At 35.9% G+C, this 14526-nt stretch carries 12 protein-coding genes; 2 read left to right on the top strand and 10 right to left on the bottom strand.

The window, feature by feature from the left end:
- Positions 1 to 28 precede the first annotated feature (28 nt).
- Both ACE939_RS05090 and ACE939_RS05085 read left to right on the top strand, forming a co-directional pair.
- Entirely contained in the window at positions 29 to 466 is a 438-nt protein-coding gene (locus ACE939_RS05090; protein ID WP_378187734.1) for a hypothetical protein, read from the top strand.
- Positions 463 to 3951 (top strand): T9SS type A sorting domain-containing protein, encoded by a 3489-nt coding sequence (locus ACE939_RS05085; RefSeq protein WP_378187733.1) that lies wholly within the window; start codon positions 463 to 465, stop codon positions 3949 to 3951. Before ACE939_RS05090 ends, ACE939_RS05085 begins: the two co-directional genes overlap by 4 nt.
- A 564-nt stretch (positions 3952 to 4515) precedes the next feature.
- Here the strand turns inward: ACE939_RS05085 and ACE939_RS05080 are convergent.
- From ACE939_RS05080 to ACE939_RS05035, 10 genes are all read right to left on the bottom strand, one after another.
- Positions 4516 to 5085, bottom strand: coding sequence for a transposase (locus tag ACE939_RS05080; protein WP_378187732.1), 570 nt, complete (start codon positions 5083 to 5085; stop codon positions 4516 to 4518).
- 329 nt (positions 5086 to 5414) lie between these two features.
- Positions 5415 to 5651, bottom strand: a complete 237-nt coding sequence (locus tag ACE939_RS05075) for a hypothetical protein (RefSeq protein WP_378187731.1) — start codon at positions 5649 to 5651, stop codon at positions 5415 to 5417.
- Between the two features lie 13 nt (positions 5652 to 5664).
- Positions 5665 to 6813 (bottom strand): RHS repeat domain-containing protein, encoded by a 1149-nt coding sequence (locus ACE939_RS05070; protein WP_378187730.1) that lies wholly within the window; start codon positions 6811 to 6813, stop codon positions 5665 to 5667.
- A gap of 169 nt (positions 6814 to 6982) precedes the next feature.
- Positions 6983 to 7273: a hypothetical protein gene (locus ACE939_RS05065; RefSeq protein WP_378187729.1), complete on the bottom strand. Its 291-nt coding sequence runs from the start codon at positions 7271 to 7273 to the stop codon at positions 6983 to 6985.
- A 143-nt stretch (positions 7274 to 7416) separates the two neighbouring features.
- On the bottom strand, positions 7417 to 8301 hold the full coding sequence (locus ACE939_RS05060) for an aldo/keto reductase family oxidoreductase (protein WP_378187728.1): 885 nt from the start codon (positions 8299 to 8301) through the stop codon (positions 7417 to 7419).
- 16 nt (positions 8302 to 8317) lie between these two features.
- The gene (locus ACE939_RS05055; protein ID WP_378187727.1) at positions 8318 to 11239 is read right to left on the bottom strand and encodes a glycoside hydrolase family 3 N-terminal domain-containing protein; all 2922 of its coding nucleotides are present in this window, start codon (positions 11237 to 11239) and stop codon (positions 8318 to 8320) included.
- Positions 11240 to 11252: 13 nt separating this feature from the next.
- Positions 11253 to 11738, bottom strand: a complete 486-nt coding sequence (locus ACE939_RS05050) for an ABC transporter ATPase (protein ID WP_378187726.1) — start codon at positions 11736 to 11738, stop codon at positions 11253 to 11255.
- A gap of 115 nt (positions 11739 to 11853) precedes the next feature.
- Positions 11854 to 12645: a (Fe-S)-binding protein gene (locus ACE939_RS05045; RefSeq protein ID WP_378187725.1), complete on the bottom strand. Its 792-nt coding sequence runs from the start codon at positions 12643 to 12645 to the stop codon at positions 11854 to 11856.
- A 59-nt stretch (positions 12646 to 12704) separates the two neighbouring features.
- Entirely contained in the window at positions 12705 to 13151 is a 447-nt protein-coding gene (locus ACE939_RS05040) for a phosphoheptose isomerase (RefSeq protein ID WP_378187723.1), read from the bottom strand.
- 37 nt (positions 13152 to 13188) lie between these two features.
- Complete coding sequence (locus ACE939_RS05035; RefSeq protein ID WP_378187721.1) at positions 13189 to 14520, bottom strand: 4Fe-4S dicluster domain-containing protein; 1332 nt, start codon at positions 14518 to 14520, stop codon at positions 13189 to 13191.
- Positions 14521 to 14526: the final 6 nt, after the last annotated feature.

Raw genomic sequence — 14526 nt, 5'->3', positions numbered from 1 at the left:
TGAATTTCCTGCTAATAGTCAACTATTCATGATTGCTGTTGTATCAAAACTATTTGTACTCTTACTAAGTAGTACTTTTCTTTTATTTGGATGTAAATCTTCTGTAAAAAGAACATCCCCCACGCTTGCCACAATACATCCTTACACTATAAACGACCAAGACTCTTTGAAAACCACAACGTATAATAGAGATAAATCTTTACGATTAGATTTAACACAGGTGCAAAAAACAGGGGATCCTGCTTCCCATTTTATTTATAAAGTGTACAGAGCTACAGATCAAAAACTTATAAAAGAAGGCTCTTTTAGGGGGCAACTGGTAGGTTGGAATGATGCTACATCTCTCAAATTAGTACCCTATATAGGTATAGAGCAGCAACCTGTTTCAGAAAACCCAGAAGACCTTCTCAATGCAAAAAATAACACACAATCACACATATTAATTTTAAAACTAGATTCTTTATGAAACACAAATTTTACTTTTTTTGGCTTATCCTTGTTACAACTCTTTTCATATTTGCATCCTGCAATCAATCAGAAAAACAGCAGCAAACCACAATTGAACCTATAGAGGTTTTACAACAAAAGAAACAAAAAAAAGATCACGCCAAGAAAAAAGGCATCGAGATTATGGCTGAGTATCAAGCTAATTTGATGAAGCCTATTAACGCTATCCAATCCACCTATAAAGATGGATATTTGATGACCGAACATCAAAAAGCTTTAAAAAACACTGCAAGAAATAAACGAAACTCTAACAGAGCAACCGCAACTATAGAGTGGAGAGAACGAGGACCTGTGAACGTACCTGGACGTATACGTAGTGTGGTTGCAGCGCCCAATAACAAAGACCGATGGTATATTGGTACTGTAGGAGGTGGGATTTGGGTCACCGATGATGCGGGTACCACCTTTAATAATCTCACAGACTATAAAATCCCTAGTTTGTCAACATCTACCATTGCTATTAGTAATGCAAGTCCAGAAACTATTTATGTAGGTACGGGTGAACCCTTTGGCAACCTAGATGCTGTAGGTGGTATTGGATTACTTAAATCAGAGGATGCCGGACAAACTTGGAAATACCTTGAGACTACAAAAGACTTTGGGAGTGTTGGACGGTTAGCTGCAAATCCAAAAAACTGCAATCATCTGGTGGTTGCCAGTGATAACGGGATTTATGTTACCAAAGATAGAGGCAAAACATTTGTACAAGCCTATGATGGTGGTAACGCTCAAGATTTAAAGTATGCACCAGGTAACTTTGCTATTCAATACGCAGGTGTTAATCAAGTGGGAATTATTAAAAGTATAGATGGTGGACTTACTTGGAGTCTTGTTTTTGATAAGGAAGATTATAATACAAATCATTCAAGGTTTGAGCTAGCTATCTCTCCCGTAGATCCCAATGTACTATATGTCTCGGTATACTCGACAAGTAGTGGTGCTACAACTGCCGTAAATACCGACTTTTATGTTTCCAAAGACGCAGGAAACACCTTTCAACTTTTAGGATTTGAAGGCGACCCGTCAAGCGGAAATTTAATAACAGCACAAGGATGGTATGACAATGTTATTGCTGCCCACCCATTTGATAGAAATATTTTTTATGCTGGCGGTGTAGTTATGTACAAAATAACTATAGTACCAAGTAGTAAAGGTAAAGCCAATTATACCTTTGAACCCATTGCTGCAGGATACAATGACGAACGTAACGACTATGTACATGTAGATCAACACAGTCTCTTTTTTCAAGTCGACGAACCCGAAAAAAAATTCAGGCTTATTTTGGGTAATGATGGAGGTATTTACACGACAGCTTATTTAAAAGATCCCGGTACTACAGAGGGCGATTGGTCACAAGCCGCATTAGGACTTAACAACACCCAATTTTATGGAGCCGATAAGCGAAATGGTGCAGATGATTATATTGCCGGAGCACAAGATAATGGTACCTGGGTATCATTTACGGGTGGTGCTGCCAATGAGACTTCATCTTATATAAGAGCTATTGGTGGTGATGGTTTTGAAAATGTATGGAACTATAACGACCCCAATAAATTTATCGGAGGCTCACAATACAATGGTTATGTACGCTATGTAAATGGACAAGCATCTAATGCTAGACATCCCGAATCTGGAGCGGGTACCTCTCCCTTTTACTCAAAAATTGTGAATGCTAATAACAATCCAGATGTGTTATTTAGTCCCTCGGTTAGTGGGGTTTGGAGATCTACAGATTTTGCCGAAACTTGGGAGTTAACCACAATACCTACGGCTTACAACGTAGGGGTAACTGCTACAAGTTCGTTGGATGTATCGGTATCTATTGCTAATCCAGATATTATTTGGGCTGGTAGTGCTATGACAGAGAGTGGTAGTTTTGCACTTCATGTCTCTACCGATAATGGTGTTTCGTACACAATGACAAAGCCTTTTATCGATATTAGAGCTAATCGCGCTCATAACTATTTTATGTCAGCAGTAGAAACCTCTCCAACTAATGATCAGCGAGCATATGTACTTTTTAGCGGACAAGGAGCAGCCAAGGTTTTAAAAACCGAAGACTTAGGACAAACGTGGGAGGACATTTCTGGTTTCTCGTTGGGTGAAGATAGAGGTTTTCCTGATGTAGCTATACATAGTATTATAGAGATGCCTTATGATGAGAATATAATTTGGGTAGGTACAGATATTGGTATATTTGAAACTACAAATGGTGGTTTAAACTGGTCTTTGGTCACCGCTATACCTGCAGTTTCGGTATGGCAAATGCGAATTGTAAATGATCAAGTAGTTTTGGCTACCCATGGTCGAGGCGTTTGGACTGCTAAGATTCCGCAACTAGCGGGTTACGAGCCACCAACCTATTTTACACCACCAGCTATTCTTACTGCAAAGCAAGAGTCTATCGATAACCAAAATATTTTGGCAGTATACAGGCAAGCTAACCAAGGTGTTATTGCTGTAAAAATATACTTAGATGGTGAAGAGGTAGCCGAAATCACAGAAGATATCGAGCAAGGTGCAGAAAATACCTATGTATTCGAAAACATAACTGAAGGTTTGCATACCATAGGATTTAAAGCTGTTGGGACCGAGAATCAAAGTTCTATTATCGCCTATAGCGATGTAAATGTTATTGATTTTAGTGCTCCAGAAGAGATAGTTGTTATCAACACCTTTACCCCACAGGATGTATACACCTTTAACAACGAGTTTGTTATTGATCAAGTAAATAGTACCGTGGGTCAAAATGTACTAAATAATGCAGATCATAATTATCAAGATAGCAAAGAATATAGAACCGTTTTAAAGCGTCCAATAACCGTTACAGCTACTGCTGCTAATTTTAGATATGAGGATGTCGCACTTACCGAATTTAATCCTACTCCGGGAGCTTTTTATGATTATGTAACTATCGAGGCCAGCAAAGATTTAGACGAGTGGATAACACTAGACAAATATGATGCAGAGCGTTTTCCCGAGTGGCAAGAGGTTTTTGAAACAACTCCTGCACCAACCATCAATGATGGATTATTTAAAGAACAAACATTAAATTTATTAGACTTTTTTGAAGAAGGTGATGTCATTGCTATACGTTTTAGATTGGTATCCGATCCACTGTTTAATTCCTTTGGCTGGGCGATTCGATCCATCAATGCCGAAGCAGAAGATGTAATAGCAGATGATACTATAGACAAGGCTATAAAAGTCGTGGTGTACCCAACAATGAGTAGAGGCAAAATTTTTATCAACTCTAACACAACCATACGCAAGAGTACTGTAGAAATTTTTAGTCTTCAAGGAGTTCGGGTGGTATCTCAAAACATGAGTATGACCAAAGGATCTGATATTGAACTTCCTATAGATGCGCTAGGACGTGGTATTTATTTGGTTAAAATAAGCGCTGGATCTTTTACCGAGACAAAACGCATCATTTTGATGTAGATTTTTGTAAAAAAGGATTAATCATGCAAACAAATAACGGCTGTCAACTGAGACAGCCGTTATTTTATAGTTGTCATTCGTTTTATTACGTATCGCGTTACAAACGCTCTTTTTTTATTTCGTCACTCGTATCTGCTTTGCTCATACAAGCGCCAGAGGGGATACTAGCGCCATCAGGGGCTGCCGCTAGTCTATACTTTGTAACTATATTTTTACACTTATCATTAATCTGCTACCGCATGAACCACAACCATCACGTTATCCCTTACTTAATATCACTCGTACCAGTTGCGGACAGTAAATTTTACCGCCACTATTCACAGATTAGCCTATACTTTGTAACTATATTTTTACACTTACCATTAATCTGCTACCGCATCAACCACAACCATCACGCTATCCCTTACTTAATATCACTCATACCAGTTGTAGACGCCAAATCTCTACCGCCACTAGTCACAGACTAGCGGGAGCGGGGGGGTACTTAAGTTTAAAGCCTGACTTTTCTATCATTACAGTATCTTTTATTCATCCGCTACCGCTAGTCTGTGACTAGTGGTATCATTATTTAACCAGACCTAAACAGAAACCATCACTATCAATTTCTAAAATTGTATGATCCTCTTGATAATTTCTGGCACTGCTATATTTCCAATCAACCGGGTCTGTTACAAAACCTGCTACTAATGGATTATCATGAATATAATCTATTTTCTGTTGTATTACCTTATCTGTCCATAGCTCAATAGGTTTATTATGTTGCTGCCAAAATTGTTGATTAGTTACCGTTGCATTATTTTTACCGGCTTTTTTGAACATCGACAAAAGCCATTCTTTTCTACTTTCCTGTGGGTTTTCTTCTATAGCTTTTATTATTTTCTTCGCTGTATGTTTTTTAAAATCTCTTAGTAAACCAGATGGATCTTCATTGCGTGAACGAAAAACTAAGTGAACATGACTCGGCATAAAACAATAGGCATACACTTCCATTCCTTTTACTTTTCTACAATACCTAATGCTATCTGCCAATATCGATACGTATCGCTCCCTGGTAAAAACGTCAATCCAATATACTGTTGCAAAACTTACAAAATAAACTCCTGATTTATTATGAAACTTGTAATTTCTACTCATGATGTTATAATACAAAAACAAGTAATATTTCGATGCTAGTTTATATTTTTAGATGCTGCCGCTAGTCTATGACTAGTGGTATCACTGCTTAATCAGACCTAAATAGAAAACTATCTGACTAATTATAAAATACTATTATTCTCAATAATTAAGAACTGCAAATCTCTACCGCCACTAGTCACAGACTAGCGGGAGCGGGGAAACTAAAGATCTTGGATAATTTTCTATTAAATCAGCAGAAACAAATCTAAATTTATCTAGACATACGGATTTAAGGAATATTTCCGCGCGATCGGGTGTCACTCTAGCGACAGCAGGTGTATAATTTATTATAAGTATTCCTTATTAAATGGATTGTTCTCACTATCATACTCGGCATAATATTTATTGTTATAAATAATTTTTTCAGCATCTTCTTGATTAAGTTTATATATTTTCGCCAAAATAATGACTGCTATTGAATGATGAATTTTTTCATCAACCATATATTGAATTATCATTTCTTTTGAATATTTTTTTTGATCGACAAGATCTTTAACCAATAGTAACCTTTCACTGAATGTCATTAGATATTTGATTTTAATTATTCCCTTTGTCAATTTTAATTGTCCCACTCTGTGTCTTACCTTTTCTAGCACCTGTTTCTCTTACATTTGAAACCCTAACTTTATCAACTCCATTTACTTTAGCTGCTTCGGCAGCTAATTCTTTTAAAGCTCTATGAATTGAACTACCATATTTACCTTTTAACCTTTTATGCGCTTCCGCATACGTTTCCAAACCGTCAGCAACTGTTTGAGGTGTAATATCAATTCTTAACTCTATTCCTCCATCTAAAGTTTTATTTACAAAACCACTTAATTGGACATCTGGTAAGCTAGCATCACTACTTTTTATTACAGAATAAAATATATTATCATCTACATAATCTATGACATGTCTAAAGTTATTACTACCTCCAATAATTTTTATATCAATATTTGAATCGGATTTAACATCAAGTAATTTTCCAACTTTTGTAAACTTTAATATTCCTCCAATATCAATAAGGTTAGAACTTACATTCTCAAAATCTTCCGTATCAAAGTTTTTAACATTGGATTTAAAAGAAGTTAAAAACATTTTAGCTCGATGCGCTTTTTGATCATCTTGAGAATAAAAATCTTTAATCTCTTTAAAGTAACTTATTGCTGCAGACCCATCTGTTCTTAGTTGATCTCTTCCATATTGTAAGTTAAAATAACCTCCATCTGGTGTCAGATTCCCAGCATAATTCCAAATCCCAATGATTCCGTTTAATGCTTTTGCACCTACATTACCTGCTACTTTTCCTGCATAAATAGCTTTATTATCATCTTCTTCATGATTAAATATAGGAACCTCTGGGATAATAAACTCTAATCCTTCTAGCTCTAGACCATCAATCACTCTATTCTCACTAAATGCATAAGGAGAGTTCCAAGAATAAGTAGTAGCCAACGGATCAACCGCAAAGAACCTACCCACTCTAGGATCATGCAATCTATATTTGTAATTAATAGAATTCCCTTCACCCTTTAATTCATTATCCATTTCCTGTCCCTGGAAGCCGTAACGATAGTCGCCACTATTCCCATGTCGGTTTGGTAGTAACATTCCAAATGGGTAATAATCACTATATGAAAGAACGTCGGGTACAAAGGTAATACTATTATTAGTAACGCCCCCACCGATCATCGTAATCGTCATATTATCAATTGTGATATAACCGCTTAAATTCGCACTACGATCATCACGCTATCCCTTATTTAATATCGCTTGTCCCAGTTGCGGACAGTAAATCTTACCGCCACTAGTCAGAGACTAGCAGGAACAATCACTTTAGTGATAGCAGTGGTTGCGTCGTGAAACGATATCTTTAATCGATATTATCGATCGTAAATCCAGCTTTTATAATAAGTCTCTCATTAATCACCTCCTGATCCAAATACATCTCACTATAATCAGGGTCTTTGCTCGAATACTTGATCCGATAATACTTGCTTAGTTTGCATTCGCCGCAATTACCGTTTAAGAAAGTTGAACCTTTGTATTTTTTTCCATCCACAAAATAATTGTATTGAATCTTCTCTGCTATACCAGATCTACTCAAAGAAGTTGTTTTTCCCACTCCCTCGACGGCAAAGTTAGACATATGGTAATAATTCATAACATTTTTATAGAAAAAGAAGAGAAAAAGCAAACTTCCTATTATAATAATCGGAAGTTTGCTTTTCCTAAGTTTTTATAAACGAATTACTAATTGTCTAGTTTTTTGGATAAACAGATATTCTTTCTATGTATATACTTTTATCAAGCTACTTCCTCTCCTGTAGATGCTTCCCAAATTTTAAACCACTCATCATCCTGTAAAGTCAGAGCATGCGCGTTTACCGCCATTTCTATTCGATTAATTTTAGTTGACCCAACAATAGGTATTATGTTGGATGGGTGTTTAAATAACCAAGCAATTAAAATCTGATCTACCGTAGTACTATAATCCTTTGCTAGATGCTGAGCTACGTCATAAATACGTGCCACACGTGGTTTCTTTTCTTTAGCGAAAAAACTTCCTCCTGCCAATACAGAATACGCCATAGGTCGTATCTTTTCTTGTAGGCATTGATCCAAAGTTCCATCAATAAAAGGTTCAAGGTGTAATGCAGACAGTTCAATTTGATTGGTAACCAAAGGAAATAACGAACTTAGCATGGTATATTGAGAAGTTGTAAAATTAGAAACACCAAAATAAAGCACTTTACCCTCAGCTTTTAATTGTGTAAATGCTTCTGCTATCTCGTACGGATTCATCAACGGACTTGGCCTATGAATCAAAAACATATCGATGTAATCTGTATTAAAATTTCTCAATGACTGTTCTACAGATTCGATTATATAGGGTTTTGAAACATTGTAATATTTGATAGTATTCTCAGGTCTGTTAGGAGTAACTAATTGAATTCCACATTTGGTTATCAATTGCATGTCATTTCGCAACGACGAACGCTTTTTTAAAGCCCTTCCAAAAAGATTTTCTGTGGTATAATCTCCATAAATATCGGCATGATCAAAGGTTGTAACATCTAGATCTAGACACTCTTCAATTAATTTTTGAGTCGCAGTTACAGACAGATCGGATCCCCATCTTCCCCAATTCATACAGCCAGCTACTACCTCGGACGTTTTAAATGGAATCATAAAGGGTTCTTAGTTATCAATAAATAATCGCATCATAAATAAGCCGTTGTATCTCAGAACGAATATCGTTGGAAATGAGTTTTCTATTTGTAGCATCGGGAAAGGTACGATTACTTAAAAAAACATAAACAATCTCTTGCTCTGGATCGGCCCAAGTAAATGTTCCCGTAAATCCACTGTGTCCAAAACTTGTCATTGATATGCATCCACAAGTAGGACCTACATCCCCAAGTTGTGGCTTATCAAAACCTATACCTCGCCTCACATCATCTTCACAATAGTAGCAGGTATTAAATTGGTCTAGCGTTTCTTTTCCGATATATCGCTTACCGCCATATGTACCACCATTTAAATACATCTGCATAATCTTGGCAACATCATTTGCATTTGCAAAAAGCCCAGCATGACCACCAATACCTCCAAACATTGCCGCTCCTTGGTCATGTACATATCCTTGTATAATTTGTTGTCTAAAGGATTGATCATCCTCTGTCGGTATAATTCGGTTTTTATCAAATTTATTAAGGGGTAAATACCCAGTATTTGAAGCCCCGAGAGGTTTGTAAAAATGCTGCAAAGTAAGAGCATCCATCGTATTCTCATAATGATTCTCTATAAAATCCTTAATCATATAATAAGGCAAATCGCTGTATTTGTACTGTAATCGACTTCTTAATTCACTATCCCTAATTTGTAGCATTAGAGAATCCTTCATATCACTTCTTAAATACAGTTTATGGGCCACTTTAATTTTAAATTGATCAGAATATTTATTTCTATAATACGTAGGTGAAGGTTTTGAAGTTACCGAGTCCAAGGTTTGCAAATAGAACGGAATCCATGCCCGCAACTTTGCGTAATGCGATAGCATAGATCTAAGTGTTATATGTTCTTTGTTAGATCCTTTAAATGAAGGTAGCATCTCGCCTATTCTAGTATCTAATGATATTACGCCTTGATCTTTGAGCTCCATAGTAAGCGGAAGTGTAGCCAAAATTTTGGTAAGTGAAGCCAAATCATAAATATCTGAAGATTGTACCTTCTTCTTTTTATCATAGGTATGATAACCAAAATTTTTATTATAAATAACTTTTCCTTTACGTGCAATTACTAGTTGTAAACCAGGAGTCATTTTTTCTACTAAAGCATTATTTACTATTGAATCTATTTTATTTAATTTATAGGAATTAACTCCAACTCGCTCTGGTACTCCATAAGACAAACGATCCAAAGCTTTTGTATCTATACCTGTCCCTACCGGAAAATTTTTTCCTAGACCAACTGGTAATTTACCTTTGGCCTCTATACCTCCAAAAATAATCTGAGCAGCTTTTTGTTGAGATACTTCACTGTTTTGATATGCCATTACAATCCCTTCAAAATTAGTTGTAGTTTGAAGGTCTAACATCGCATACGGTCTAGAGAACATAGTAAGTACGGTGGTATTAAGTCTAGCAATTTCATACAACCATACTAACTCTTTATCCTTAAATTTATAATCTTTCCAAGGAGAAGCATTTGATTTGTGATACCCTACAATAACATAATTATACGCACGTAATTGAATTAAAATATCACTAAGTAACGTACCTTTAATTACATCTACCTTTGCATATTTATTCATTTCGGCTACAAACTCCTCACCTGTATCATCTCCCAAGGCTACGTAGGCTATCTTTTTAAGATCCAAATTTTTAACTGGAAGTATCGCTCGATCATTCTTCATTACGGTTATAGCGTTTTCAAAAAGCTCTTCCTGCAATACTTTATTATGTACGGTATTTAATTCTTGATATAGGTAATGTGTATCTATAGGTTTATACCTATTAAGACCCACTTTGTATTTTGCAAATAATATTTTTTTTACAGAATGCGCCAAACGTTGTTCTGTTATAAAACCAGCATAATAGGCCGAAACCATTTTTTGAATTGCCAAGGGTACATTTTCTGATATTAATAAAATATCATTACCTGCATTAAAGGCCGCTAAATCAATATCTCCTGGCTCTTTAAAATCTGAAGCACCTTTCATATTTAAGGCATCAGTAAAAATTAATCCTTCAAATCCCAGACTGTCTTTCAACAAATCGCTAACGATATGTTCTGATATTGAAGATGGATAATTGGATCTAGGTTCTAGGCTAGGTACGTTTAAATGTGCCACCATCACACTTGATAAGCCATGTTGTATAAGTCTTCGGTATGGATATAATTCTATACTATCAATACGAGCTGCATCAAAATTAATGGTTGGCAATGTCTTATGAGAATCACTATCGGTGTCGCCATGGCCAGGAAAATGTTTGGCACTAGCCAAAACTCCTTCTTTTTGCATACCCTTCATAAATGCCAAAGATTTTTGAGTAACGTTCATTTTGGTTTCACCAAAAGAGCGATTACCAATAATAGGGTTTTCAGGATTAGTATTGATATCGACTACAGGAGCAAAATTGATATGCACGCCTAATCGCTTGCAATGTTCTGCTATTTGTTGTCCTGTTTTTTCTATGAGTTTGTTATCCTGTATAGCACCAAGTGTCATGTTCCACGGAAAAGCGTGTGTAGAATCCAAACGCATGGCTAACCCCCACTCTGCATCCATCGCTACTAATAAAGGGATCTTTGTTAGCTCTTGATATTGGTTGGTAAGTTTTGCTTGACGTTGTGGTCCTCCTTTTGAAAAAATCAATCCACCTATATGATAATCTGCGATCAGTCGTTTAATTTTATCTGTCTTTTCTTTGGGATCCGAAGAAAAAACATCTACCATAAAAAGCTGTCCAATTTTTTCTTTTAAGTTCATCGTGTTGTACACACTATCCACCCATTGCTTTTGTTGTATATAATCCTCTGTAAACAAAGGATTTTTACGCTGTGCATGGAGTACTAAACTGAAAAAACAAAGTAAAAATGTTACGTATATTTTTATGCTATGCATAAATATTGAAATTCTATTTTATAAAACGACTATGCCAGCTATCCTTTGCAGGGACTTCCCAATTTTCTAGATATTCTGATTTGTTCGTTACAAGATTATTAAACACTATAGTATTAGCAGAAACTGAACGGTTTTTTGCCATCTTTTTAAAATCTGTCAACGGTTTATAAGCTATAAATTCTCCTTGTTTATAAGATACATTCATTTTATCTAATAAATCTACCTTATAGCAGTCTTGCAATTCCAAAATAAAACGGACTGAAGCATCAATTGAGCATCCCGTAGCTGCATTTAGATCCTGATCGAGACCTAAGACTATAAAACGTTTGTATTTGATTTCATATCCAGCATTTAAATCTGCACCATGTGCGGTCCACGCTGCTAAAAATGTATCTAATTTTTGCTTTATTTCGATTATTTCTTGTTCAGAAAACGAACGATTCGCTTGATAAATCCATACTCTTGCACTCCCAGGTAGCGCATCAAATTCTACTAGCATTTACTATTTTTTACTAAGGTAACTAAATATGACTTTCTTTATTGTACAAAAAAGAGTTAATATGAAGCTCACACTAACTCTTTTAACGCTTTCTTAAATTTACTGAAGATTTTTTTTATAAATCCTGAGCATTTGCTATAAGTTCTGCTATGTCCATAACATCAACTTCTGCTTCTTTTTCTTTACTTTTTACGCCATCGGTCATCATGGTGTTACAAAAAGGGCATCCTGCAGCAATAATATCTGGTTTTACCTCCATTGCATCTTCGGTACGTTCAATATTCACATCCTTACGTCCAGGCTCGGGTTCTTTAAACATTTGCGCGCCACCTGCTCCACAACACAATCCTTTTTTCTTGCATCGTTTCATTTCTACTAACTCAACCTCAAGTTTACGCAGTAAATCTCTGGGCGCTTCATATACATTATTTGCTCTTCCCAAATAACATGGATCATGAAAAGTAATACGTTTCCCTTTAAACTTACCTCCTTCTACAGTTAATCTACCTTCATCTAAAAGAGATTTTAAAAACTGTGTATGATGCATTACTTCGTACTCTCCACCTAATGAAGGATATTCATTCTTTATGGTATTAAAACAATGCGGACAAGCAGTAACTACTTTTTTAATTTCGTATGCATTCATTACTTCTATGTTAGTAACCGCCTGCATTTGAAATAAAAATTCATTACCAGCTCTTTTTGCAGGATCACCTGTACAACTTTCCTCGGTACCTAATACCGCAAAATCAACGTTTGCACTGTGTAACAACTTTACAAAGGCTTTGGTTATTTTTTTTGCTCTATCATCAAAACTTCCGGCACAACCTACCCAAAATAATACTTCGGGTTTTTTACCTTCAGCCATATACTCTGCCATTGTTGGCACCTTAATTGCTTCGCTCATATATTAGCTATTTATAAGAAATTAGCAACGCTAATTTCAAATTCAATTCGTTTTATTTGTTAATCGTGTTTACCATCATCAAAAACTTCGATGGTAACGACACGTTCGACCAGTTCTGTAAACTTACCCGTATAACGTGTTGCCTTTACCAAATGATTATCGATCCAATGATAATTTCCTCCTCTTGGCTTGCCCATCAATAGACTATGATATTTAAATCCATGTTTTTTTAACCACGTTTCAGTCACTTCTCTATGTTCTTCGGTTCTAGAAGTAAAAAAACATATGATATGCCCTTCGTCAAACCAATTGTTAAGTGTAACTAGCGCATCGGGAAATGGTTTGCAGGTTACCATACGCTCGGGTTCTTCATTAGGAACATCTTCGGTTATCGTTCCATCAATATCAATAAGGTAATTTTTAATACCCTCGGGTAACACTGGACTTATGTGCTCTCCTTCTTCTACTTTATCATGCAATATTTTTGCTACATCTCTCTGGTTCATACTTCAAAAATTGTGGTGGTTACTAGTGTTGGCTATTTTACTTTTCTTCGTTCCAATTCATGCGATCCATTTGGTTGAAAGGCCATGGTGCGCCGTTATTTTCGATATTTGACATCATAGTATTAAGATCTGATGGTGCTGCGCTCTCTTCCATAACTAAATATTGACGCATATCGATAATTATAGATAAAGGATCTATACCAATTGGACAGGCTTCTACACAGGCGTTACAACTTGTACATGCCCATAGCTCTTCTGGAGTGATATGGTCATTAAGTAATTGTTTTCCATCTGGAATAAAACTTCCGTTTTTATCGATGTTTTTACCTACTTCTTCTAATCGATCACGCGTATCCATCATGATCTTACGCGGAGAAAGTTTTTTACCTGTAATATTTGCAGGACACTCACTGGTACATCGACCGCACTCGGTGCACGTATAGGCATTGAGTAATTGTACCCAGTTAAGATCTGTTACATCGGCTGCTCCAAATTTATCAGGTTCTCCTTCTTCAACATCTGTTTCTGGCGCTGCAGCAAACGGATCTGCGCTTGGATCCATCATTAATTTAACTTCTTGCGTTACGGCATCTAAATTTTTAAATTGTCCTTTTGGTTTTAGATTGGCAAAATACGTATTAGGGAAGGCAAGTAAAATATGTAAATGTTTCGAATAATATAAATAATTTAAGAATAGCAAAATTCCTAAAATATGGAGCCACCATGCTGCTCGTTCTAATACAATTAGACTCGACATTGACATACCTTCAAAAAGAGGTGCAATAAAAGAACTAATAGGAAAAGATCCCGCTTTAACATAATGCGCTGCTCCCATGTTTTGAAGTTGTACATCTGCCGCATTCATGGTAAGAAAAAGAAGCATCAATACTACTTCAAAATATAAAATAATATTTGCATCACTTTTTGGCCAACCTTTCATCTCATTCGCCCAAAATCGCTTAATCTTAGTTATGTTTCTTCGTGTCCAAAAGATTATTACCCCAATAAGCACTAGAAACGCAAGAATTTCGAAAGAAGCAATCAAGAAATCATACACGCCTCCCAAAAACGAAAAAATTCGATGTGTTCCTGCTATTCCATCGATAATGATTTCTAAAACTTCAATATTTATTATAATAAAACCTACATAAACAATAATATGTAATATTCCCGCTATAGGACGACGCACCATCTTTGATTGACCTAGGGCAATCATCGCCATATTTTTAAAACGTTCTGATTTATTGTCAGTACGATCTATATCTTTTCCAAGTTTTATGTTACGTACTATTTTACGAACATTGTTTGAAAAAAAACCTATACCCGCCAAAAGCGCGATTACAAATAAAATATTAGGAATGTATTGCATAGTAAA

Origin of the sequence: Aquimarina rhodophyticola (genome assembly GCF_042434915.1) — a bacterium.
In the GTDB taxonomy this organism is placed as follows: domain Bacteria; phylum Bacteroidota; class Bacteroidia; order Flavobacteriales; family Flavobacteriaceae; genus Aquimarina.
Note: the sequence above shows the minus strand (reverse complement) of the source record. Positions and strands in the feature narration are given on the sequence as shown.

What these genes read in the sequence shown, in the direction of transcription:
- ACE939_RS05090 (WP_378187734.1), top strand. Translation starts at nt 29, where the DNA reads ATGATTGCTGTTGTATCAAAACTATTTGTACTCTTACTAAGTAGTACT.
- ACE939_RS05085 (WP_378187733.1), top strand. Translation starts at nt 463, where the DNA reads ATGAAACACAAATTTTACTTTTTTTGGCTTATCCTTGTTACAACTCTT.
- ACE939_RS05080 (WP_378187732.1), bottom strand. Translation starts at nt 5,085, where the DNA reads ATGAGTAGAAATTACAAGTTTCATAATAAATCAGGAGTTTATTTTGTA.
- ACE939_RS05075 (WP_378187731.1), bottom strand. Translation starts at nt 5,651, where the DNA reads ATGACATTCAGTGAAAGGTTACTATTGGTTAAAGATCTTGTCGATCAA.
- ACE939_RS05070 (WP_378187730.1), bottom strand. Translation starts at nt 6,813, where the DNA reads ATGACGATTACGATGATCGGTGGGGGCGTTACTAATAATAGTATTACC.
- ACE939_RS05065 (WP_378187729.1), bottom strand. Translation starts at nt 7,273, where the DNA reads ATGAATTATTACCATATGTCTAACTTTGCCGTCGAGGGAGTGGGAAAA.
- ACE939_RS05060 (WP_378187728.1), bottom strand. Translation starts at nt 8,301, where the DNA reads ATGATTCCATTTAAAACGTCCGAGGTAGTAGCTGGCTGTATGAATTGG.
- ACE939_RS05055 (WP_378187727.1), bottom strand. Translation starts at nt 11,239, where the DNA reads ATGCATAGCATAAAAATATACGTAACATTTTTACTTTGTTTTTTCAGT.
- ACE939_RS05050 (WP_378187726.1), bottom strand. Translation starts at nt 11,738, where the DNA reads ATGCTAGTAGAATTTGATGCGCTACCTGGGAGTGCAAGAGTATGGATT.
- ACE939_RS05045 (WP_378187725.1), bottom strand. Translation starts at nt 12,645, where the DNA reads ATGAGCGAAGCAATTAAGGTGCCAACAATGGCAGAGTATATGGCTGAA.
- ACE939_RS05040 (WP_378187723.1), bottom strand. Translation starts at nt 13,151, where the DNA reads ATGAACCAGAGAGATGTAGCAAAAATATTGCATGATAAAGTAGAAGAA.
- ACE939_RS05035 (WP_378187721.1), bottom strand. Translation starts at nt 14,520, where the DNA reads ATGCAATACATTCCTAATATTTTATTTGTAATCGCGCTTTTGGCGGGT.